14 protein-coding genes are annotated in these 23,434 nt (G+C 32.1%); 1 reads left to right on the top strand and 13 read right to left on the bottom strand.

What is annotated here, in order from left to right:
- Positions 1-40 precede the first annotated feature (40 nt).
- From Q0998_RS03955 to Q0998_RS03920, 8 genes are all read right to left on the bottom strand, one after another.
- Positions 41-1,510, bottom strand: a complete 1,470-nt coding sequence (locus Q0998_RS03955; protein WP_299666559.1) for a RagB/SusD family nutrient uptake outer membrane protein — start codon at positions 1,508-1,510, stop codon at positions 41-43.
- 16 nt (positions 1,511-1,526) lie between these two features.
- Positions 1,527-4,979, bottom strand: coding sequence for a TonB-dependent receptor (locus Q0998_RS03950; protein WP_299666557.1), 3,453 nt, complete (start codon positions 4,977-4,979; stop codon positions 1,527-1,529).
- A gap of 257 nt (positions 4,980-5,236) precedes the next feature.
- Positions 5,237-6,463 carry a FecR family protein gene (locus Q0998_RS03945; RefSeq protein WP_299666555.1) on the bottom strand — a complete coding sequence of 409 codons (1,227 nt, stop codon included), beginning with the start codon at positions 6,461-6,463 and terminating at the stop codon, positions 5,237-5,239.
- Positions 6,464-6,640: 177 nt separating this feature from the next.
- Positions 6,641-7,303, bottom strand: coding sequence for a sigma-70 family RNA polymerase sigma factor (locus Q0998_RS03940; RefSeq protein ID WP_299666553.1), 663 nt, complete (start codon positions 7,301-7,303; stop codon positions 6,641-6,643).
- Between the two features lie 341 nt (positions 7,304-7,644).
- Positions 7,645-9,573: a glucosamine-6-phosphate deaminase gene (nagB, locus tag Q0998_RS03935; RefSeq protein ID WP_299666550.1), complete on the bottom strand. Its 1,929-nt coding sequence runs from the start codon at positions 9,571-9,573 to the stop codon at positions 7,645-7,647.
- Positions 9,574-9,606: 33 nt separating this feature from the next.
- A complete protein-coding gene (locus Q0998_RS03930; protein ID WP_299666548.1) occupies positions 9,607-10,911 on the bottom strand; it encodes a sugar MFS transporter in 1,305 nt (434 codons plus the stop codon).
- A 10-nt stretch (positions 10,912-10,921) separates the two neighbouring features.
- Positions 10,922-11,986 carry a phosphotransferase gene (locus tag Q0998_RS03925; protein WP_299666546.1) on the bottom strand — a complete coding sequence of 355 codons (1,065 nt, stop codon included), beginning with the start codon at positions 11,984-11,986 and terminating at the stop codon, positions 10,922-10,924.
- A 1-nt stretch (position 11,987) separates the two neighbouring features.
- Positions 11,988-12,929, bottom strand: a complete 942-nt coding sequence (locus tag Q0998_RS03920; protein WP_299666544.1) for a sugar phosphate nucleotidyltransferase — start codon at positions 12,927-12,929, stop codon at positions 11,988-11,990.
- Positions 12,930-13,058: 129 nt separating this feature from the next.
- On the opposite strand from Q0998_RS03920, the gene Q0998_RS03915 reads away from it, so the two are divergent.
- A complete protein-coding gene (locus tag Q0998_RS03915) occupies positions 13,059-14,102 on the top strand; it encodes a LacI family DNA-binding transcriptional regulator (RefSeq protein ID WP_299666541.1) in 1,044 nt (347 codons plus the stop codon).
- 889 nt (positions 14,103-14,991) lie between these two features.
- On the opposite strand, the gene Q0998_RS03910 is transcribed toward Q0998_RS03915, so the two are convergent.
- From Q0998_RS03910 to Q0998_RS03890, 5 genes are all read right to left on the bottom strand, one after another.
- Positions 14,992-16,035 carry a T9SS type A sorting domain-containing protein gene (locus Q0998_RS03910; protein WP_299666538.1) on the bottom strand — a complete coding sequence of 348 codons (1,044 nt, stop codon included), beginning with the start codon at positions 16,033-16,035 and terminating at the stop codon, positions 14,992-14,994.
- Positions 16,036-16,199: 164 nt separating this feature from the next.
- Entirely contained in the window at positions 16,200-17,510 is a 1,311-nt protein-coding gene (locus Q0998_RS03905; RefSeq protein ID WP_299666535.1) for a family 43 glycosylhydrolase, read from the bottom strand.
- Positions 17,511-17,548: 38 nt separating this feature from the next.
- Positions 17,549-18,844: a cellulase family glycosylhydrolase gene (locus Q0998_RS03900; protein ID WP_299666532.1), complete on the bottom strand. Its 1,296-nt coding sequence runs from the start codon at positions 18,842-18,844 to the stop codon at positions 17,549-17,551.
- A gap of 213 nt (positions 18,845-19,057) precedes the next feature.
- A complete protein-coding gene (locus tag Q0998_RS03895) occupies positions 19,058-21,655 on the bottom strand; it encodes a glycoside hydrolase family 2 protein (RefSeq protein WP_299666529.1) in 2,598 nt (865 codons plus the stop codon).
- Positions 21,648-23,429 carry an arylsulfatase gene (locus Q0998_RS03890; protein ID WP_299666526.1) on the bottom strand — a complete coding sequence of 594 codons (1,782 nt, stop codon included), beginning with the start codon at positions 23,427-23,429 and terminating at the stop codon, positions 21,648-21,650. The genes Q0998_RS03895 and Q0998_RS03890 overlap by 8 nt, the downstream gene beginning before the upstream one ends.
- Positions 23,430-23,434 lie beyond the last annotated feature (5 nt).

Genomic DNA, 23,434 nt, shown 5'->3' with positions numbered 1-23,434 from the left:
AAATTTTAAAATACATACAACCCCTAAAACAAATTAATTCCTAATTATAACCAGCATTTTGTATAAACTTACCTTTACCTTCACTTATTTGAGTTAAAGAAAAAGGATAAACCACTTTATGTGGTGCTGTTTGACTTGCTACTCCTACTAATTCTCTGTTATATTGGTTATACTTTCCATGTCTAATTAAATCTGCACGGTATTGTCCATTCTCACACCAATACTCATGAGATCTTTCTAATAAAATCATCGTATTAAAGGTATCTATATCGGCATAGTCTGCTAATAAAAGATCATCTAACTCTGCTCTATTTCTAACAATATTTACTAAATCAATTGCTTCTTGTGTTGGAGTTCCCGTTTTATTTGCTAGCGCCTCTGCTTTAGATAAAAGTACATCTGCATACCTATATACTAAAATATCTACGGTTGTTAAACCAGCTCTTTCTGCATCTAAATCTATTTTTAAAGGTATGGGCCCATATTGTATATTAGTACCAGGGTTTTGTTTATTATAAGTAACACCATCAGTACCAACATACTCTGCAATTAAGGCTTGTTTACGAATGTCATTTGGTTCAAATGACTCATAAAATTTCCAGGTACTTTGTATCGTACTCCAGCCACTTTGTACAGGATAATTAGATGGAAGCACCATCAATTGCCATTGGTTTTCACTTGTACCAATATAATCTGCAGGTATTGCCCAAATTACTTCTTTACTATCAACAGGAGCTTGAACGTCCCACAAGCCTGCATAATCATCTTCTAAATCATAATGATTCATTGCCATTATTAAATTTGCTTGCTCTTCTACCTCGGCCCATCTTTTTTCGTGCAAGTATAATCTGATTAATAACATTCTTGCCAAACCTTGACTAAACCTACCATAATTAGCTTCTGAAGGTGGTGGTAAATCTTCGGCTGCATCCAATAAATCTTGTTCAATAAAAGCAACCATCTCGCTGTTGGTAAGTCTTGACAAAGGTTCTTCTATTAAAGGATTTTCGAGTACTTCAAGAGGAGCTACAACTATTGGTCCATACATATCAAAAAGTTCGTAGCTTAACAGGGCTCTTGCACATTTGATTTCAGCAATACCCCCTTTTTTCAGAAGGTCTGATACAGAAGAACTTTCTATTCTAGCAATACTTAATGTATTGCTACTAATTTTATTGTAAAATTCATCATAAAAACGCGTAACACTTTGGTGGTTGGATTCATAACTATGAAATGTAGCATATTCCTGCACCCCATAATCACCATATAAAATCTCTGTACTTGCATCATTAATAAACATTACACCACGTTCTGAAGTGGTATGAAAACCATCCCACCAAGCACCACGTAAGGGTCTATAAGCAGCAAGAACTAAAGCTTCAATATCAGATTCTGATTGAGGAAAAATAGCTGGATTAATTTCAGAAAATTCAACTGACTCAAGTTCCGGATTGCATCCAAAATTTAAGCTTATTAATAAACCTAAGATGATTATCTTTAATTTTTTCATAATTATTAGTTTTATATTAAAATTTTATATCAAGACCCACCGTAAAAGTTCTAACATTTGGATAGGCCGCTACGGTATTTGTAGCGTCACCACCAACAGATAATACATCTGGATCATACCCATTTGTTTCTGGATCTGCACCTTTATAAGGTGTTATTATAAAAAGATTTTGACCATCTAGTCTTAAAGCAGTACTCTTTACATGTTTTCCAAACCATTGCTGTGGAAGTCTATAAGACAAAGAGAGATTGCTTAAACGAATAAACCAAGCATCTTGCAAAAAGAAATCTCCAGTTCCATATTGAGAGTAGCCAAAATGAGAGCCTGGTCTGGTTGTAGATGGGTTTTCTGGAGTCCATCTATTACGGACGTTTATAAGAGAATTATTGCCCGTTACATGGTCTATTTGAACCCCATAAGCAACGTCTGTTTGATCTACTATTTTTCTCCCGAACATACTATTAAAATGGAAATTTAATTGGAAATCTTTATACGTAATCATGTTTGTAAATCCTGCAATAAAATCTGGATCTGAAGATCCAAGTAACACGGTATCTGCTGCATCAACTTGTCCATCTGGGGCACCAGTTCTTTGAAAAACACCATTTTCATCTACTACAGGGTTTCCTATATTATCTCTTTCAAAACCATTTACATCTTTTATTTTTATTTGTCCTGGAAATAAATCTCCTTGCGCAGGAACTACTTCACCAATTTGCATAATCCCATCAGACAAATACGTAAATTGAGCACGAATAGGATCATTTACACTTTCATATACAGAAGGCTTCCAGTCTGGAGCTCGTTCTAACCATCTATCATTATATGTAGAATAAGTTAAAGTACTTTTCCAAGTAAAATTTGCTGTTCTAACATTTGTTGTATTTAAAGTAACTTCTACGCCTCTACTTTGTGTTTTACCAATATTAGCCCAAACTTGATTTATTTCATGATAGGAATTGATTGGATTAAAGGCAATAAGATCTGAAATTTCTCTACTAAAAAATTCTATAGAACCAGAAACTCTATTTTTTAAAAAACCAAAATCTAATCCTATATTGGTCTCTGTAGTTGTTTCCCATTTTAAATCTGGGTTTTCTAATCTTGAAGGAAAAACTCCTGTCAATATAGATTCATCTGGATCTAACCAAGCTGCATATGCTTCGAATGCTGCATCGGCGTTGGCGTTAAAATCTGCATTTCCTGTCTGTCCATATCCGATTCTTAATTTAAGTTGTGATACTTTATCACTTATGTTTTCCATAAAAGGCTCGTCGGCAATATTCCAACCCAAAGCAATAGAAGGAAAAATTCCAAACCTATTGTTTTTTGCAAAACGACCAGATCCATCTCTACGAATAGTAGATGTTACAATATATCTATCTTTAAATATATAGTTTAATCTACCAAAAAAAGAAACAAATTCATTTTGAGATTTTGATGAATTTGACAAAATTCTTAAAGAAGCGGCACCCATATTATTCCATAAAAAAGCGTCGGTAAGAAAATCTCTATTTACAGTTAAATTGCCTGTTTCTTCAAATTGTTGGTAAGCATACCCAACTAAGAAGTTAAATTGATGATCTTTAAAAAAAGTTTTTGAATAATTTGCAGTCAAATCAAATAGCTTATCATTCTTAAAATTATTTCCTATTGTTGCTCTTCCGTTATCGTTTAAACCTGCTAATGTTGTTTTTGGAATATAGATGTTTCTGGTATCAACGCCAAAATCTATTCCACCTTGCGCTCTAAATGTTAAACCAACTATAGGTTTAACTTCTACAAAGAAATTAGCAAGTGTTCTGTCTGTTTTGCCTTGATCTGTTATGGTTAATAATGAAAACGGATTGGGCACTGTGGCATTGTCTGGATTGATTGGGTAATTGCCGAATGCATCAACAGCTTCAATAAGAGGACTAAATTGTAACGCAGATCTAATTAAACCTGAATTTTCAAAAGCTTGCCCCCCCAATTGGGTAAAATCATTATTTATTCTACTCATAGTTAAATTCATACCAACATTCACATGCTCATTAAATTTATGGTTGATATTTGCTCTTAAGGAAGTTCTTTCGAATGTAGAATTTTTCATAATTCCTTTATGATCGTATAAATTTCCAGACAAATAATATTGGGTGGATTCCGAACCACCTCTTAAAGATATATTGTGTTGTTGAATTAAACCATTTCGGGTAACTAAGTCGAACCAATTAGTGCCTGTACCTGCATTGTTTATTTGTTCATCTGAATAAAATCTACTAAAAGCAACTCCAGCAGCTGGGTTTGCAGTTGCTTCTTGTAAGGTTCTACTTTGTGTAGATCCATCGCTACTAGTATATCCAACTCTATTTAAAAATTTCCATCTTTCAAATGCAGCCTCATTTCTTAATTGCATATATTCTGGTAAATCTAGTATTTCGTAATTGTCTTCATAGCTTTGAAAAGAAAACGAAGTAGAATAATCTACTGTCATTTTACCTGCTTTTCCTTTTTTTGTAGTTATTATTACAACTCCATTTGCTGCTCTAGCGCCATATATTGCGGTAGAACTTGCATCTTTTAATACTTCTATAGATTCAATATCGTTTGGATTAAATGAATTTAAAACTCCTTGAGTGCCTCCACTATATCGATTTCCATCTTCTGGAGGTGTAAAATCTGAAATAGGAAAACCATCTACTACGTATAAAGGAGCATTTGAGGCATTTATTGATGCTGAACCACGAATTTGAATATCTAAACCACCCCCTGGTTGTGCACTATTCTGAACTACTTGCAAACCAGCTGCTCTTCCTTGTAAAACATGCCCTACTGATGGTGCTGAAGATAATATTAGATCATCTCCTTTTACTTGTGAAATAGCACCTACTACATCTCTTTTTCTTTGTGTACCATAACCAACTACAATAATTTCATCTAAAGCTGTATCGTCTAAAACTAATGCAACATCTATTGATGATTTTCCAGCAATTAAAACTTCTTGAGATTTGTATCCTAAATATTTAAAGACAAGAGTTTCACTACCCTCTGGAATTGTTATTTTATAAAACCCATCAAAATTAGCATCACTTCCTATCAATGTTCCTTTTACTTGAACCGTGGCTCCTGAAAGAGGATTGCCTTCTTCATCCACCACTTTGCCCGATATTGTTGTTTCTTGATTGGTTTTTTCTTTGATAACAATTATGTTATCTGCTAGTAAAACAATACTAAACTTTGTTGTTGAGATACTTTGTTTTAATAATGTATCTACCCTAATAGTTCCTTTTTTTAAATTAACTTTAGGAGTATCCTTAAACATTTTTTTAGGATACATAAATTTGTAGTTCGTTTGCTCTTTAATGATTTCGAAGATTCGATCTACGGTTACTAATTGATTTTGCTCTATGGTTACTTTCTCTTGAGTGAAAACAGTTGCAGGAGTAAAACTAAAAACGGTAGTACATAATAAAAAGATAAATGCTCTCATAATCATCATTGTTAGCCGTTTACAAGAGAAAGAACGGTGATTAATTAATATAATTTCCATAAATTTGTAGAGTGTTAGTTAAACTTTGTTTTAATTAATACGTTTTAGAAGGGGCGAAGTTTGATGCACGTCCAAATGTTTAGACTTCGTTCCCTTTTTTTTATTCGCGTAAGCGATATTTTAATATTTCGAGATAATTTCTTTGATTATATTTTCATTTATTTTATATTGTTAATTATTTAATATGCTGCTTTTTGTTATTGCAGAATTACTTTTCTATTATTGATTTCATAGTTTTTTATGACACCAAGACTTTTAATAATTGATAATACGCCTTCTATATCTTGAGTCCTTTTAAGAACACCTATAAACTCTTCGTTTTCTATATCTGTATTTTTAAATTCAACTTCCATATCATACCATCTAGATAGAATAACCATAATTTCTTTTAATGATTTGTCATTAAAACTAAAGATGCCATCTTTCCATGAAACTTCATTAAAAATATTGGCTTTTGAAATGGTAATATTTTTATTAAATAAATTTACTTTTGATTGTTGTTTAGGTTTTAAAAATTTTCTTCCAGTATCTGTTGCTATCGCTACTTTGCCCTCTACAAGTGTGGTGTATATATGTTTTTCATTTTTATATGCTTTCATATTGAACTCAGTGCCTAACACCTCAATTTCTTGTGCAGCATTAAAAACCTTGAATTTAGAGCCTTTATTTTCTGTGCTTGGAGAGACATCAAAGTAAGCTTCGCCATACACCAATTCTACTTGTCTTGTTTTACCTTCTCTAAAAGCAACTGGATATTTTAATTGACTCTCTGAATTTAACCATACTTGCGTACCATCTGCAAGCTTCATAAAAAATTGACCTCCTCTAGGAATCGTTAATGTATTAAAAGCAATTTTTGTACTTGCGGTCTTTTTAGCAACAGAAGTGTTTGATTTGTATACAATCTCTTCTCCATTACTTGTTACATTACTTGCTGTATATTTTTTTCCCTTTTCTAAAACAACATTTGTACCATCATCTAAGGTTAAAGTAGCTTTATCGGAACCTGTATCAATTTGGTTATTTACTATTATTGGTTCTGTAGTATACTGAAGTGATGTATTTTCTTTATTAAAAAATACGGTAAGCGATACGAGTAAAAGTATAGAAGCTGCAGCTGTAAATGCCCAGTACAATCTTCTACCCTTTTTGTTTCTTGGTCTTTTTAAAGTACCTATTTTTTTATTTCTTTTTTCAACGATATTTTGCCACATTGCATCAAAATCAGTTTCAGAAAGTTTATTGCTATCAAAATCTAACAATAGAATAAGTTCTTTGGCTTCTTCAATAGTACTTTTCTTTTCAGGATGTTTCGCTAGCCAATTATCCCAAAAGTTCGAAGTCATGCTGTCGTTGTCTAAAATCCATTTTTGAAAGTACTCGTCTTTTACAAAATCTTCTACCGTATAATGAATATATTTCATTTAAAAGTTCTTTTTATTGCTTTGGCATCTAAAGAAATTTAGACCCTTTATTAGTAAGAGCAGAAAATTTAATTTTTACTTCACAAAATCTTAACTTTTTTTTAATAATAGTTAAAAACCCAGTGTTATAAGGGTAAATTGGGGGTAAAAAAAAAAGGGTTTCTAGGTGCGTATTGCCTAGGTTATGTAAAGTAACAAACTAAACAGAATGATGGAAATTAGATTTTTTTTAAGAATCTTAACAGTACGTGCCATTAAATTATAGGCACTTTTTTTGTCTAGTGACATGATTTCTCCAATTTCATTGTAGCCTAATCTTCCGTAAAATTTTAAGTAAATAATTTCTCTCTGTCTTTCTGATAACGTTGTAATTGCTTTATTTAAAGCGTCTCGTTTTTCATCAAAAAGCTGTTTTTCGATAAGGCTAATTTCGGCAGAGGGTGTTTTTTTGTCTAAATTACTAACATCTTTACTTTTATCAAATCGCTTTTTTTGTTTTGAAGAAGATTTTATTAGCTTTCGTCTTAATGATTTGTATAAATATGCTTTAATAGATTGTACTCTAGCAAGCCTTTCTTTAGAATTCCAAAGTTCTATAAATAGATCTTGCGTCATGTCTTTTACCAACTCTTTATCAAAAACTAGTTTCAATCCGTAGCTATATAATAAGGCAACATTTTGTTCGTAAATAGTAGCAAAGGCAGACTCACTTCCTGTTTGAAACTCTTGCCAGAGTTGCAAATCATTACTATGAATTTTATTTACAGACAGTACCGCTTTTTTTTTGCATGAGTTATTTTCATGTACATGAAGATGTGTATGTGCTGCCTTGTTTTCCACAGTTATTAATTGTACTATATTGTTTATTAAAGGTAAAAAAAAACGTTGAGAACTATTTTTATTGATAAATTATATGGACAAAATGATACTCTATTAAATAAGAGTATCCTCTATGTTAGCCTCGAATTCACTGATGTTTATTTGCGGTTAAATTTAAAGTTTGATGAATTCATCCCTAAAAAAACATAGGATGCTGTTCTTATAAATTATAATGCCAATATTTCAGTAAAAATTATACTTTATTAAAAAAGAAGGTCATCAATTTTAGCAAGAAATCTGCCTGCCTCAAACAAGTTTCACCAATTATCTGATTATTATTTGTGATAAAATTTTCCAGATTTTTAATATTTCCATCTTACAAAAGCTTCCATTGCCGCATAGTGAGACAACCCTAATTGATCGTATAATGCTGCAGTTTCTCTATTTCTATCTTCTGCACGTTGCCAAAATTCTCTACTATCTGCACCTTGAAAAACTACCCCATCTTTTTGCGATTGATGTTTAAAAATTCCTTTTCGTTTTTCTAAAACTTGATCTGGTCCCATTGGAACTGCCATTTCTATTTCATCAATTCCCCATTCTTGCCATGCACCTCTATACAGCCAAACCCAACAATCTTTCATGAATTTTTTAGGCTTTAATTCTTTAACAGCAGCAAAAACAGTATCTAAACAAACCTTATGAGTTCCATGAGGATCTGCTAAATCTCCTGCTGCATAAATTTGATGGGGTTTAATTTTTTCTATTAAATCTGATGTAATTTTAACGTCTCCAATTCCTATTGGGTTCTTTTTTATGGCGCCTGTTTCGTAAAAAGGAAGGTTCATAAAATGAATTTGAGCATCTGGAATTCCAATAAAGTGACAAGTAGCTCTTGCTTCTCCTTTTCTAATTAGACCTTTAATGTATCTAACTTCTGGTGTATCTATTTCACTCGATTTTTTATTCTTTAAGAATTTTGCTGCCTTTTTGTAAATATTTGTAGCTTCAGAGTTATCGATTCCGAATTTGTCATTATAATCGCAAACAAAACTTGCAAAACGCAACGCCTCATCATCTGCGACGGCTATATTTCCTGAAGTTTGATAGCCAACATGAACTTCATGCCCTTGTTCATGTAACCTCTTAAAAGTACCACCCATACTAATGATATCATCATCTGGATGTGGACTAAAAATTAACACACGTTTTTTTGCAGGTTCTGCTCTTTCTGGTCTTTTACTATCGTCTGCATTTGGCTTTCCTCCTGGCCAACCCGTAATGGTATTTTGTAATTTATTAAAAATTAAGATATTAATATCATAAGCGGGACCAGAATCTGCCAACAAATCGCTCATACCATTTTCGATATAGTCTGCATCTGTTAACATTAAGATGGGTTTCTTTAAATACAATGCTAAACTTAATACCGCCTTTCTAATTAACTGATCTGTCCAAACAATTTTCTCTACCAACCAAGGTGTGTTGATTCTTGTTAGTTTTGATGCTGCAGCTTGATCTAAAACAAACATAGCATTTCTATGCTCTTGTAAATAAGAAGCGGGTACTAAACTGGTAACTTCGTCTTCTACAGAAGCTTTTATAATGTTCGCTTTTCTCTCTCCCCAAGCCATTAATATGACTCTTTTGGCTTCCATAATCTTTTTAACACCCAAAGTAATTGCTGTTCTCGGTGTATTTTCTAATCCAGAAAAGTCTCCAATTGCAGCAACTCTTGTAATATGATCTAAAGCGACTAACCTTGTTTTTGAATTTTGAAGTGACCCAGATTCGTTAAAACCAATATGACCATTTCCTCCAATTCCTAAAATCTGTAAATCAATACCTCCTAAAGCTTCAATTTTTGCTTCATATTGATCACAATAATTTCTGATTTCTGCTTTTTCTAGAGTTCCATCTGGCACATAACAATTTTCTGGTAAAATATCTATGTGATGAAACAATTGCTCTTGCATAAAACGAACATAACTATTTACAGAATCTGGTTCCATAGGATAGTATTCATCTAAATTAAAAGATACTACATTTTTAAAACTCAAACCCTCTTCTTTGTGTAAACGCACCAATTCTGCATATAATCCTTTTGGTGAAGAACCGGTTGCCAAACCTAAAATGCAAGGTTGCCTTTGCGATTGTTTCACTTTAATAAGACTCGCAATTTCTTGGGCTATTTCTTTGGATGCCAAGGTTGAATTTTCAAAAACTACGGTGCCGATATTTTCAAATCTTTTTTCGAAACCTGTTGCTTTGTCTATGGTACTTTTAAGCATGATGTCTTAATCTATTTTAAAATTACTATTCTATTATTTACTCCAATTTTTTATTTTGTGTCCCCAAACTGCAAAAAGCAGTATGATCACATAACATGGTATTAAAATCCAATAACTTTCTGTAGAAGCTGTTGCCATTGCATCTGCTTCTTGTAAACCACTTGTAATTAGTTCTTCTTTATTTGCGTCTACAATTCTACCATACAAAGGCGGAATAATTGCACCACCAGAAATTGCCATGATTAAAAGTGCAGAACCTGTTTTTGTGAATTTTCCTAAACCGTCTAAAGTCAAAGGCCAAATTGCTGGCCAGACCAAGGCATTTGCGATCCCTAAAGCAGCAACAAATAAAACAGATGCAAAACCTGTAGTATTTAAAATGCAAAAACTAAAAAATATCCCTAAAACAGCACTTGCAATTAAAGCTGTTTTTTGTTTTACATATTTCGGAATTAAAAACACGCCCAAAGCGTAGGTGGCTACCATTGCCAATAAAGTATAGGTTGTAAAATATTTTGCTTCTTCTCCTGTAAAACCTAATGAAATTCCATAGGCAATAATGGTATCTCCAGCAATTACTTCTGCACCTACATAAACAAATAAAGCTAATACACCCAACCATAAATTTGGGAATTGAAAAATACTAGTTTTTGCAGTTTTACCTGACGCAATTTCTTCTGCTTCATCTGCTTCTACTTGAGGTAGCGGAGCTTTTCTTATTAGAATTCCTAATAAAAATAATACAATTGCCATTATTACATAAGGCATAAAAACACTGTCTGCCATAGTATCTAACAGCACGTTTTTTTCGTCTAAAGTTGCACCAGCAAGTTTTTCTTTTGTTTCATCTATTCCTGATAATAACAAAGCTCCAAAAATTAAAGATCCAAGAGCACCTGCAGTTTTATTGGCAATTCCCATAATGGCAATACGTTTTGCACCACTTTCAATAGGTCCTAAAATGGTAATGTATGGGTTTGCGGCAGTTTGCAAAATGGTCATACCAGTTCCTTGAATAAAAATTCCTGCTAAAAACACCCAATATGTTCTTGCTTCTGCTGCTGGTATAAAAACCAATGCACCAATAGCCATGATAATTAATCCTAAAGACATTCCTTTTTTGTAGCCAATTTTATTCAAGATGTAAGAAGCGGGTAATGCCATCACTACAAAAGAAATATAGGAAGCGGAAGCAACTAAATAAGATTGCGCATCTGTTAACTCGTTAATGGTTTTCATAAATGGAATTAAAGCTCCATTGATCCATGTTACAAACCCGAAAATGAAAAATAAACTTGCAATAATTACAATTGCCGTGGTATTATTTTTTTGTTGCATATTTTTTAATTTAATTAGCTATTTTTTTAGAAAAACTTTCAATCAACTTGAATTGATTTTTGGCTCTCTCTAAGTTGTGTTCTGGATACTTTGTTTTATAATATACGTCATTATTTAAATAATCAGTTAAAAAACGTAGTGCCATGATAAAAATCATTGTTTTTGCTGCCAACGGCAAATATTTTAACTCTACTGCTGATAAAGAAGCCGCAGTTTGCTCTAAAAAGCCTTTTTCATACGCTTTGTAATATTCTAAATTAAACTCCACTTTAGACAAATCTTTTTCATCTTCTGCCGCCGAATTACAAATGGTTCTTATGGCATCCCCAAAATCATAATGAATAATTCCTGGCATTACCGTATCTGTATCGATCATACAAATTCCCTTATGATCTTCTGTAAAAAGCGCATTCGATATTTTAGTATCGTTGTGCGTGACTCTTACAGGTATTTTTCTTGTTTCTTTTAAGTTTTGTAGAATGTGCATTTCATCCTTTAAAGCTGCAACAATTTTTGTATACTTTTCTGCTTTTTTTAAACGTTCTTTTGATGCACTTTGTATGGAAGATGCGTATTGTTTGTATCGAAAAGACATGTCATGAAAATTCGGGATAACATCTATTAATTGACTGCTATCAAAATCTAAAGTACCATTTAAAAATTCGCCTAACAATTTACCACCTTCATAGGCAATTTCTTTGTCTTTTACAATTTCGTGTGTAACGCTATTCTCAATAAAAACCATTACATTCCAAAAGTCGTTTCCATTTTTAAAGTAGTAAAAATCGGAGTTTTTAGCTTTTACAAAACTCAATACTTTTTTACTTAATTCGTCTTTAGAAAGGTTAGGATATTTACTTTTTAAATGATTACTTGTTAATGCTTTGTTGTTTACCAAACCAGGAACATCTTTAAAAACACTATGGTTTATTCTTTGAAGAATATAGTTTTTATGACCATCTGTTTCTACAAAAAAAGTATCATTGATATGCCCTGAATTCAATTCTGAGTGATTTTTATAATTAAATCGATGGTCAAATTCGTTAAAAATTGATTTTATCATTGCTGCTTCCATCTTATTCCCATAGTTTAGTTGGATATACTCCGTTCTCTTTCAACCTACTAATCTCTTTTTGCGCCTTTTCTTTATCGTCACTATAGGTAACACCAAACCATTTAGCGTCTGATTCTAAAACTTTTACAGATGCTTTTTTTCCTTCTAACATTTTATTTACTATTAACGGTAAATAAAATTCTGCTTTTAAATTTTCTTTGTTTTTTTCTAAAAAATCGAGAAATAGTTCGCCGCCAAATTCAAAACATTTTGATGTAAAACCCCAGAAATTCATAGAGACAATTGTGTTTTCATCAATCGGAAGCATTTCTCCTTTTTCATTTTCACTTTTTAAAACGCCATCTATTTTTTCGATTCTTATTCTTTCTGTAACATCGGTTAAATACCCATTTTTATCAACAGCACATTCACCTCTAGAAACATATCCATTATCTGAAACCGTATTTTTTAGAGAATAGGCTACCATGCTAAAATTGTAACTATTTTCATCCGTATTTCTTAACTCTTCTGCAATCACATGAAAAGCTTGTCTGCTATAAAAATCGTCTGCATTTATAATGGCAAAGTTTTCTTTGATAACATCTTTGGTCATTAATAAGGCATGACCTGTTCCCCAAGGCTTTATTCTCAATGGATTTCTATACTTTTCTGGCACATTTTCTAATTCTTGATAGACATATTCAATTGCTACTTTACCAGCTAATTTTTCATTAAAAATAGCTTTGAATTCTGCCTGAAAACTTTTTCTAATGATAAATACTACTTTTCCGAAACCCGCTTGTATAGCATCATATAAAGAAAAATCTATAATGGTATCTCCTTCTGCAGTAAAAGTGTCCATTTGCTTCAATCCACCATAACGGCTTCCCATACCAGCAGCTAATATTACTAATGTGGGTTTGTTTTTATTTGTTTTAGTTGATTGATTTACAGAATCTTTCATAGTATCATTAAACTATTTATCTTGTTTATTTTAAACAAATATATTTTTTTTTATTAAAATTACCTAGAAATTTGTTAAAAAATGTGCTCGAGCACATTTTTTTTAAACGAATGTTCTATATTTGTATGAATGAAAACACCCACCATTAAAGATATTGCCAAATTGGCTGGCGTTTCTAAAGGAACTGTAGATCGAGTTATTCATAAAAGAGGAAAAGTTTCTAAAAAAGCATTTGAAAAAGTGAACACTGTTTTGAATGAAATAAATTATACCCCTAATTTATTAGCAAGAAGCTTAAAAAACACAAAAAAATATCATATTTGTGTGGTTTTACCAGATTTTAAAGAAGATTTATTTTGGTTTCCTTGTAATGAAGGAATTACTGAAGCTGTTAATGAATTTACCTCCTTTGGTGTTTTTATCGAGCCTTTCTTTTTTAACCCAACTGACATACAATCTTTTATAGCTGTAAATAAGAAAGTTTTAAAAATTGCTCCTGATGCTGTTTTGTTAGCACCTTTATTTTACAAAGAGACCTTACAAATAGTAGAAAAATATGTGGACAACAATATTATTGTAAGCAAATTTAATAATCAGTTAGAAATTGATGCTACAAAAAACTTTGTGGGTCAAGATTTATTTAAAAGTGGCAGAATTGCTGCAAGTTTATTACATATGTTAATTGATAAAAACTCTACCGTTGCCATTGTTCATATTGATGAAGATTTCAACAATTCGATACCTATGCAAGAAAAGGAAAAGGGTTTTAGAAACTATTTTGATCAAAATAAAAAAACGAATCACACCATAGAAACTTTTAACTTTCATCAAAATAATCTAACGAATAAATTAGACAATCTTTTTAAAACTTCTAAAAATGTTTCGGGTGTTTTTGTCACTACATCTAAAGTCTATAAGATTGCAGCATATCTTAAAAAGAATAAAATAGAAGGTATTAAAGTAATTGGATACGATTTACTGAATGAGAATATTAAGCATTTAAATGATCATATTATTGACTTTCTAATTCATCAAAACCCTAAAAAACAGGTATATTTAGGATTAACTTATCTTGTTGAATATTTTCTTTTTGGAAAAGAAATACCTGAAAAAAGTTTATTACCTATAGATATTATTACTTCAGAAAATTTAGAAACCTATACAGTTGTATAAAAGAAACCATAGATTTGAAATCCATAGTTTTGACAAAAGAATGAAATTCTTTTTAGAGAACGATAAGACAGAATTCTTGTAATCATGTCTGTTCGAGACCCGAGAAAAAATTTTATCAAACGATTGGAATGACGTAATGTCTCCTCGAGCATTACTGAAATGAAAATACATTTTCATTGAAAGTAGCTAGCGAAGCTATCGAGAGGTTTTAATGAGGTCTCGACTGCGCTCGACCAGACATATATTAATAATTTGTAAAACAGCAATTTACAAGCTACGTCAATGGTAGCGTTCCGAAGCTTCGGAAGAGAACTAATAAGTGTCTAATAATCAATAAATTAAATAAACACGTCAATGGTAGCGCAGTCGAGAACTACTAATTGTTTTAAAATCGAATAGTTAAATAAACACATCAATAGGAATAAGGCATGAAGAGAAATCTTATTAGTATTAAGATTTCTCTTCACTCGTTTCTCGCTCTGTCGAAATGACAATATACTCTTCAAACTTTATAGAAATTAAAGTAAATGCAATAAATTGCATGGTTTTTAGCTTTTAACTAGATAATAAAATTCAATGCCTTAAGGGTGTTTTTCTATTAAATGTAAATTTATAAAAATAATTATTTTCATAGTAAAAGGCAATGTTAACTCATTATTACAGATGAAATCAATTCATCTTCCATTGCATAATCCGATTTAGGCCATCCTGTTATAGTTGTATCAAAAACGCCATGATCAAAAACAATACTTGCACTTTATTTCATCATACAGTCTAAGTAGAGTTTCCCTCTTCCCTTATTTTATCGAAGTTTTTTTGAAAGATAAAAGACCATCCGAGAAAATCAAGATAGCCTTTTTTAAAATTTGCAAATATTTTGATTCGGTTCTTATTTTTTCAAAAAAGTATATTGCTTATTGTTGTTTGTATGAATAATATAAAGCCCTTTTGTAAAATCTGATACATCGATAGATTTTAAATTTTCAGCATTAGGTATCACTTTGATCGTTCTACCTGTCATGTCAAAAATTTTCATTGATTTCACTTGTAGAATATTCGATTTTATCATTAGAATGTTTTCCACAGGATTCGGGTAAAAAGTAAAAACATCTTCCTTTACTTCTTCTACTCCTAAGGATGTTGTAATTGTTAAATCACTTTTTGTTTGCATTATAAAAGTCCAAGTACTATCATAAAGTGTCACCACCGTTTTATAATTTTCATTCCCCGTTAATGAAGAACTCGTTGGCGTATCTCCAGCTATTGTAAGTATTTTTGAATCTGTAACAGCTGAAGCACTAGTAGCTGCTGCTGGATTCACAAATGCTTCGGCAACTAAACCATCAGAAAGCCACGTATCTCCGTCATATTTTCTAACATCTACCTTTACTTTACCCTCATTTGTTAACGTATATTCGAAGTTTGCAGTTAAATTATCTCCTGCAGCAATGGTTGTTGGTACTGAGGTGAAATTTGCACTATTTACTACAGAAGTCGATGCCGTTACCTCTGTAATATTTTCAGTTTTTCCATTATTATACCCATATTCTCCTTCGGCATTGTCTCCTACTAATTTAAGAACAAACGTGTATTGAACTCCTGAAGATAAATCAGAGGAAGGTTTTTGAGTACCTGCAATATTATAATTGAAAGATACGGTTGTTGGTGTAGCAGCAACGGCTAAATCCGTTACGTCCATTTGACCATTCCATGGACCATAATTTACAGTAGTTTCATTTGCATTGGTTTCTCTTAATTGAATATTTAATTTACATGCAATATCTGACGTATAGGTTACTTCAATAGCTCCAGCGGTTCCTGCTTCAATAGGACTTTGAATTGATACTATAGTAATAGTTCCTGTTTGTGCGTTTATACAGATTGGTACTAGTAATACGAAGAATGATAAAAATAAAAGTAGTTGTTTTTTCATAATGATATAATTTAAAATTAAGTACTCAAAGTTACTTTAAAGTACCTCTCACTACATAATAGTATTCTATCAAAACCCTGTATAAATCAAGCAATTATGATTAAAATAATAGTTCCAATCAAGCTAATGATACTTAAAATAGTTGAGAACTATAAAGTATATTTTTAGTCTGGTAAGGCAATTTGGAAATAGTCAATTTTTAAGTTTACATTTTGTTGAGGCGTAAAGCGTATTTTATTATCACCTGCTTTCAAAACTATTTTCCCTAAATCAATGATTTCCCATCCCTTTGTTTTTTTCATTGGCAATCCTCCCCAATCTGCCATCATGGTAAAACCTACTAGAATATCTGCTGTGTAATCAGCATCTGCAGATAATCTTACTTGTAAATTAACTTTTATTTCTTTTGCAACTTGTACTAAAACCTCTATATAATCTCTTCGTTTATCAAATCCTGTAACATATCCTGTTCCTGAAAATCCTTTTCCTTTGAAATCTTTGGCAATTGCTCCAAATTTACCACCTTGTAAAAGGGCGTTCTCGGCTTCTAAATGGATGATTGTTTTTCCCTTTTTGCCAGAAGAAACTCCTTCCTTAGAAGGAATAATTGCCTTTATAGTTCCATCTTTATTATAAGATAAAAAATCTGCCATTAGGTTTCTTGATTCATTAATTCCTTCAGAAAGCCATGCAGCATGATAAAACGAAATCCAATGCTCTTTAAATTGAACTATTGATCCGTGGTTTGTGGCAGATTGTCCTTCAAAAAATGGCAAATAGTTTCCTTTGAACTGGTAAGGACCTAAAATATTTTCAGAAACTGCATAATACATTTCTTCTGGCCACTTTTTATGGGATAATGCTGGATAGGATAAATAATACATTCCGTTGTATTTATGAACCCAAGGTCCTTCAAAAACTTCTATGAGTTGCTTTGTCAGCTCAACCTTGGTTTCATTCTTCAACGCTAACAAATCATCCGTAAGTTCACCTGCGTAACACTTTCCACCTGAACCCCAAAAAAGATACGCTTTGTTATTTTCTATATAAATGGCTGGGTCTTGTCCCCATGCTACGTTTTTAATAAATCCGATATCTTTAAATGGTCCTTGTGGATCATCGCTGGTTGCCAATCCAGTTCTAAATATGCCTGTTCTTTCCTCAACCATGCAATACACTAAATAATAAGTATTTTTCCAATACGCAGCGTCAGTTGCCCAAGCCATTGAAATTGCCCAATCTACATTTTCAACTGCAAGCACACGACCATGATCTACCCAATTCACCAAATCTTGTGTTGAAAAAGCATGATAGCTATTCATAGTAGCATGATGATTGGTTCCAGGTTCATCATGTGAAGTATATAGCCAAAGTGTTTTGCTATCATTTGGCCAAACATGCGCCGATGGATCTGCAGCATACACATGTGGCAATAAAGGATTTTGAGCAGATAGATTAAAAAGGTTGCTCATCATAATTATTATCAAAAGAAACCTAAATGAACAAATCATTTTTAATCTATTTGTGTATTTAATTTTTTAGCATTCTTTTTTATCACCTCAACCGTCGTTAAATCTGTATTATAAACTCCATACCAACCTTGTAGTTCATGAGGTGGATCGCCAATAACTGTGTCTTCTTTTCTCCAGAACAATCCCGGTCTTGTTGGCCTGCCTTCCCCTGAATAAGTCCAGAAATTTAAACCTTTTACACGTCCATTTGTACTTACAGAATTAGTGACTTTTTCAAATAAATAAGTATAAAAACGATCTCTCCAAACTGTAGTAGCTGTGGATTGATAAGAAGAACCATCTCTAGCAATACCAAACTCTTCTAAAACAATGGGCTTGTTTAAGGTTTTTGCTACCTGCACATGATCCGCCCAGTAATCAGCTACTTTTTTTAAAGCTTCCTGAAAAACTGCTTCACCTTGCGTAGGTTTGAACCATCCCCAATTTTGTGCCCAAATATGCATGGTAATATAATCTATATTCACATCATTATTATCTCTTAAAACATTGGTACCTGCAGTGGTTCCTGAAGTATTTCCTTCAGTGCCCAAACACACTAAATGATACTTATCTAAACTTTTAATATATGCCGATGTTTTTTTAGTCCATGCTACAAAAGCATCTGGTACATCGTATCCTCTAGGTTCGTTTGCTAATTGCCACGCCATAATTGTCGGGTCTTTTTTATAAACTTTTCCAGTAATGCTATTCTTTCTATTGATGACTTTTTCTATATGATTGTACATCATATTCTGAGCTTTCTCGTTAAAATAAAATTGCTTTGAATAGTCTGTAAAATTCTGCCAAGAATGTTCAGGATCTTGCGGAAATGGAATTTCTCCTGCTCCACTCCATTTTAAGTATTGCGTAAACCCTCCACTCCAGGTCCAGAAATTTCCTAAAACCATGACTGCTTTCATATTTCTTTTTTTCATTTCTGAAAGTAAAAAATCTAAGCCTTGCCATAAATCTTCGTTGTAAACGCCTGGTGCTGTTTGCAATGCTGGATGTATAGCATACTTCATCTCTTTATCGGCTTCGCTAGCTGCCAATATTCTTAAATTGGTAACACCCAATGCTTGTAATTCATCCAATTCACGAATTAATCGTTGTTGGTTTCCTGATTTTGGGGCGCCCAAATTCATCCCTTGCCAATAATTGGCGCCTATAAAACTATATTCTTTTTTCTTTACTAAAAAATCGCCATTTTCAACTTTCACTAGTTTTTGCTTGTAACTTGCACAAGACAATAAGCTTAGACAGATAATTGAGAAGAGTAAAATTGATTTTGGTTTCATGATTGACTTTTTTATTTGATTACAGATAGGTTTTTCTATTATTTAGATGATATATGGCAACATTTAAAATAGAAATATAAAGAGCAAACTATTTGCATTACATCTTGTTTTTACATAGACCTCACAGGTTTTAAAAACCTGTGAGGTCTTGATTACCCTGAAAATTACAAGTCAGTTTATTTCGTAAAATTAATTTCTTTCACGTACTTACAATTATTTGTTATTAATTTTATGAATATGCTGTAATTCTAAATTTTTAATATCCAAAACTTCATCGGTTGTGATTTCTATACTTTTAATTTCATTTGGTAGCAAATCGAAATAATTACCCTCAAGAAAAACCTTTTTATTTTTAAAGTTGAGGTACAGATCCTTTACTAATTTATCTGTTGAAATTTTCAAATAATACGTATCATTTTCTTCAATTAATTCCGTTTTTATATTCGGTTTTTGTAAAGCTAAAAATTTTGGCTTTTTAAAATAAAATAGATTTTGAATAGTTAATGAATCTCCTAATTTTATAAACTCGGTTTTTAATACAATTTTTTTCTGATTAAAACCTTTTATAAATTTTGAAGTTTGCGTTCTGAATAACTCAGAACTTGTATTCTTTTTTGCAACAACATCCATCTCCTTAGTAAAAAGTTCTTTGCCATTAAAATCTAAAATGGTTAATTTTAATTTCCCAGCGCCATCATTTAACCTATCTGAAACAGCATGGATTACCATTTCTTTCTTTTCTTCATGAACAGTTAAAATAATAGGCTCATACACTTTTTTAACGGCATAATGTAGCGCTTTCCATTTATGGTAATAATCTGTGCTACTCCAGCTAGCAACAGGCCAACAATCATTAATTTGCCAATACATAGTTCCCATCGTATAGGGCATTGCTCTTCTATGTGCTTCAATAGCCATTTTTACGCCACGCGCTTGTAATACCTGACTCATATATAAAAAATTTTCAAAGTTATCAGGTACTTTATAATCCCAACTCATGTATTCTTTGATACGAAGATTGCCAATACCACTTCGTTGATGCGATGCCATTACAGCACTTTCAATATTATGATCTTCTGGAAGCGTATATTTTTTTACGGTCTCAAAATCTGGAAAAGATTGAAAACCATATTCGCTCATAAAACGTGCTTTGTATTTTTCGAAATTCTCAAAAGTGTGTTGTCCGTGCCAAACACCCCAATAATGCATATCTCCAGAAGTATTTTCATAACCTGCATGTTTTTGAGGCTCAAAACCTGCTTGTGGAGAGGAAGGCCAATAATAATCACCGTCAGTATAATTTTTGACAACTTTAGGGAGTATCTCATGAAAAATATCCAAATATGCTTTTTGAATTTCTTCTCTTTGTGGTTTTGTGTATTTTTCTTTCCATCCCCAGCCACCTTTAGAATAGTGGCTCCATGCGGTATTTATTTCATTGTTACCACACCAAAGTGCAATACTAGGATGATTCCTTAATCTGACGACATTTTCTATGGCTTCTTGCTTGATATTTTCTAAAAACGATGCATCTCCAGGATACATGGAGCAGGCAAACATAAAATCTTGCCAAACCATCAAACCGTTTTCATCACAGAGTTTGTAAAAATAATCATCTTCATAAATACCGCCACCCCAAACACGAAGCATGTTCATATTGGCATCTCCAGCATCTGCAATTACTTTTTCGTAATCACTTTTTGTCACTCTTGGTAAAAAACTATCATTCGGAATATAATTCGCTCCTTTTATAAATACCGGCACACCATTTAATTCAAAAAGAAAAGATTCGCCCATAGCGTCTTTCTCTCTGATTAGTTTAATACTTCGTAAACCTGTAGAAATTTCTTTTTTTGAAGTTTCGTTTCCTTCGTCATCTAAAAGTTGAACCGTAAAATTGTACATATTAGGCTCTCCTAATCCTTGAGACCACCATAATTTTGGGTTTTCAATTGAAAAAGAAATCGCTAAATTTTGTAATCCTGATTTAAAATCTAAATTTTTAAAAGCGTAAATTATTTTTGAATTTTTATTTATAATATTGATTTTTCCTGAAAAAGGAGCATCAACTTCTAACGTTACATCAAAAATTAATTGGGCTTCTTCTTTTGTAATGCTTGGTTGTTTGATAAATACATCATTTATACGAACGGTATTCCAAGACTTTAAAACCACTGGTCGCCAAATACCTGAGGTTACTAATCTTGGTCCCCAATCCCAACCATAATGATAACCCGCTTTACGGGTAAAAATTGATACTTTTTTATCACCAATTTCTCCGTTTTCTGATTGATCGTTAATAGCGGGATATGGATATGGCGAAACTTCCAACAATTCTAAGCCTTTTTTTATAGGGGAATGAAGCAGTATTTTTAATTGGTTTTCTCCTTTTTTAAGAATTGATTTTACATCTATTTCCCAAGAACGAAACATATTATTGGCGTTTAGAATTAAGCTATCGTTTAAAAAAACATCTGCGTAAGTATCTAAACCTTCAAAATTCAAGCGAATGTTATTTTTCTTGAATTCTTCTGCAGAAACATTTAATATAGTAGTGTATTCCCAGTCTTTTTTATCGATCCATTGTTGCTGTTTCTCATTGGTGCGATAAAATGGATCTTTAATAAAATTATTCGCCAATAAATCGGTATGGATCGTTCCAGGTACTTTTGCAACTCCTGAGTATTTTTTATCAAGATCTTTAAAAACCCAATTGCTATTGATTTCTTTTCTGATCATATGGTTTGATCTTTTTGTCTGACAACCAACAAAGTACGGAATAATCATTAAAAGTAATAATACGCTATTCATTTTTTTTATTTAGTAAGATTCCTTTTAATTCTATGGTTTTTTCGCCATTTATTTTTATCGCTTTTAAGCTAATCGTTTTTACTCCTTTGGTTAATCTTAATTGACCAATTGTTACTGTGTTCCAATCTGTTTCTGGTGCTTCTTGACCTCTTTCTACACGATCAAAATTTTGAAATTCGGAATGTTCAAAAGATTCTAAACTATCTATTAAAATTTGCTGATTGTCTACTTCAAGCATCAACTCAGCACCTACATTTTCTTTTGCCAGTGCATACTTCATTTCTATTTCAAATTCACCATCTTCTATCACCTCAATATCCCAAGATGCGAAGGCTTCTGTTTTTGTCCAAAAATCTATCCAGTCATGTGCCCAACCGTATAAGCTATGATATGCTATTCCGGTGTGTTTTCTGTCTTTTCTGAATTCAAAAGGTGGAAATAAATTTGCCTCATGTGCAGGTAAATGTGTTATTGGATAATCTTCATAGCCTACAAGAATCGGTTTTGACGCTACTTTAGCTGGTAAGGAAGCAAACCATTTTTGATAGGTGTTCAACAAAGAATCATATACTTTTGGAATTTCACTTCTTACATCATAAGTTTGAGAAGCATCTTTTACTATATTGAAAAGCTCTTCATTAATTAATAAATAATCACCAGAACGTACTCTTTTATTGCCGTTCCATTCTGCAAATAAATTTCTATTCTCGACTGTTTTGTCATTATTTTCTGTTAATAGTGATTTGAAACTTTTTCCATCAATTGGCTTTTTATAATCGTGATTTATATGTATCAAGTCTAACAAAGTCGGTAAAATATCAATATGGGCTAAAGGTGTTAAAATTGTTTTATTGGTTGCTATTTTATCTTTCCAATTGATAATAAAAGGCACTTTTATACCACCTTGATTTACGGACCCTTTTTTTCCTTTTAACCCTGCATTATAGCGAAGATTAAGAGGCCCATTGTCTGACATATAAATAATTATGGTATTCTTTTTTATGTCTAAAGTTTCTAATTTTTTTAAAATTCTGCCAACATTATTATCAATATTTTCTGCCATTCCATAAATTGTGGCATTAAAATCATCTACCCCTTTATTTTTATATTTATCAAAATATACATCAGGAACTTGCAAAGGCGTATGTGGTGTTTGATAAGGCACATAACAGAAAAAAGGTTTTTTGTCAGTATTACATTTTTCAATAAAACTAATAGCTTCATCTGTTAAAATATCTGGTAAATAACCTGATGTTTTAAGTGCTTTTCCGTTTTTCTCAATAGTGGTATTAAAATAATTGGTCCAATGACCAGAAGTAAAACCTACAAACTCGTTAAAACCTCTACCTAAAGGATGATATGGAAAATGTGCTCCATTATGCCATTTGCCAAAAGCTCCTGTATTGTAACCAGCAGTTTGCAAAATATTAGCTAATGTGGTTTCATCTAAATTCATGTTTTCTCTACCTCTAGTAACTCCAGAAACTCCTGTTCTTTGATGATACCTTCCTGTTAGTAAACTAGCTCTTGTTGGCGCACAAACAGGACTCACATAAAATTGTTTTGCAAAAACGCCTTCTTCTGCTAATTTATCTATAACTGGAGTTTCTGCATACCGATTTCCAGTCAGTGATAAATCTCCATACGCTTGGTCGTCGGTAATGATTAATAAAATATTAGGTTGTGAATTTTTGATAACTTCTTGTTTTTGACAACGAGAAAAAATCATCAATACCATCATAGCAACAAATTTTATATACCTATTTTTAAACATTTTTT

Origin of the sequence: uncultured Polaribacter sp., assembly GCF_947501385.1 — a bacterium.
Classification (GTDB): Bacteria; Bacteroidota; Bacteroidia; order Flavobacteriales; family Flavobacteriaceae; genus Polaribacter.
Note: the sequence above shows the minus strand (reverse complement) of the source record. Positions and strands in the feature narration are given on the sequence as shown.

Excerpts from the sequence above, each read along its gene's own strand:
- Q0998_RS03925 (WP_299666546.1), bottom strand. The coding sequence starts at position 11,986 with ATGGAAGCAGCAATGATAAAATCAATTTTTAACGAATTTGACCATCGA.
- Q0998_RS03915 (WP_299666541.1), top strand. The coding sequence starts at position 13,059 with ATGAAAACACCCACCATTAAAGATATTGCCAAATTGGCTGGCGTTTCT.
- Q0998_RS03950 (WP_299666557.1), bottom strand. The coding sequence starts at position 4,979 with ATGAGAGCATTTATCTTTTTATTATGTACTACCGTTTTTAGTTTTACT.
- Q0998_RS03895 (WP_299666529.1), bottom strand. The coding sequence starts at position 21,655 with ATGAATAGCGTATTATTACTTTTAATGATTATTCCGTACTTTGTTGGT.
- Q0998_RS03945 (WP_299666555.1), bottom strand. The coding sequence starts at position 6,463 with ATGAAATATATTCATTATACGGTAGAAGATTTTGTAAAAGACGAGTAC.
- nagB (WP_299666550.1), bottom strand. The coding sequence starts at position 9,573 with ATGCTTAAAAGTACCATAGACAAAGCAACAGGTTTCGAAAAAAGATTT.
- Q0998_RS03910 (WP_299666538.1), bottom strand. The coding sequence starts at position 16,035 with ATGAAAAAACAACTACTTTTATTTTTATCATTCTTCGTATTACTAGTA.
- Q0998_RS03905 (WP_299666535.1), bottom strand. The coding sequence starts at position 17,510 with ATGATGAGCAACCTTTTTAATCTATCTGCTCAAAATCCTTTATTGCCA.
- Q0998_RS03890 (WP_299666526.1), bottom strand. The coding sequence starts at position 23,429 with ATGTTTAAAAATAGGTATATAAAATTTGTTGCTATGATGGTATTGATG.
- Q0998_RS03930 (WP_299666548.1), bottom strand. The coding sequence starts at position 10,911 with ATGCAACAAAAAAATAATACCACGGCAATTGTAATTATTGCAAGTTTA.
- Q0998_RS03955 (WP_299666559.1), bottom strand. The coding sequence starts at position 1,510 with ATGAAAAAATTAAAGATAATCATCTTAGGTTTATTAATAAGCTTAAAT.
- Q0998_RS03920 (WP_299666544.1), bottom strand. The coding sequence starts at position 12,929 with ATGAAAGATTCTGTAAATCAATCAACTAAAACAAATAAAAACAAACCC.
- Q0998_RS03900 (WP_299666532.1), bottom strand. The coding sequence starts at position 18,844 with ATGAAACCAAAATCAATTTTACTCTTCTCAATTATCTGTCTAAGCTTA.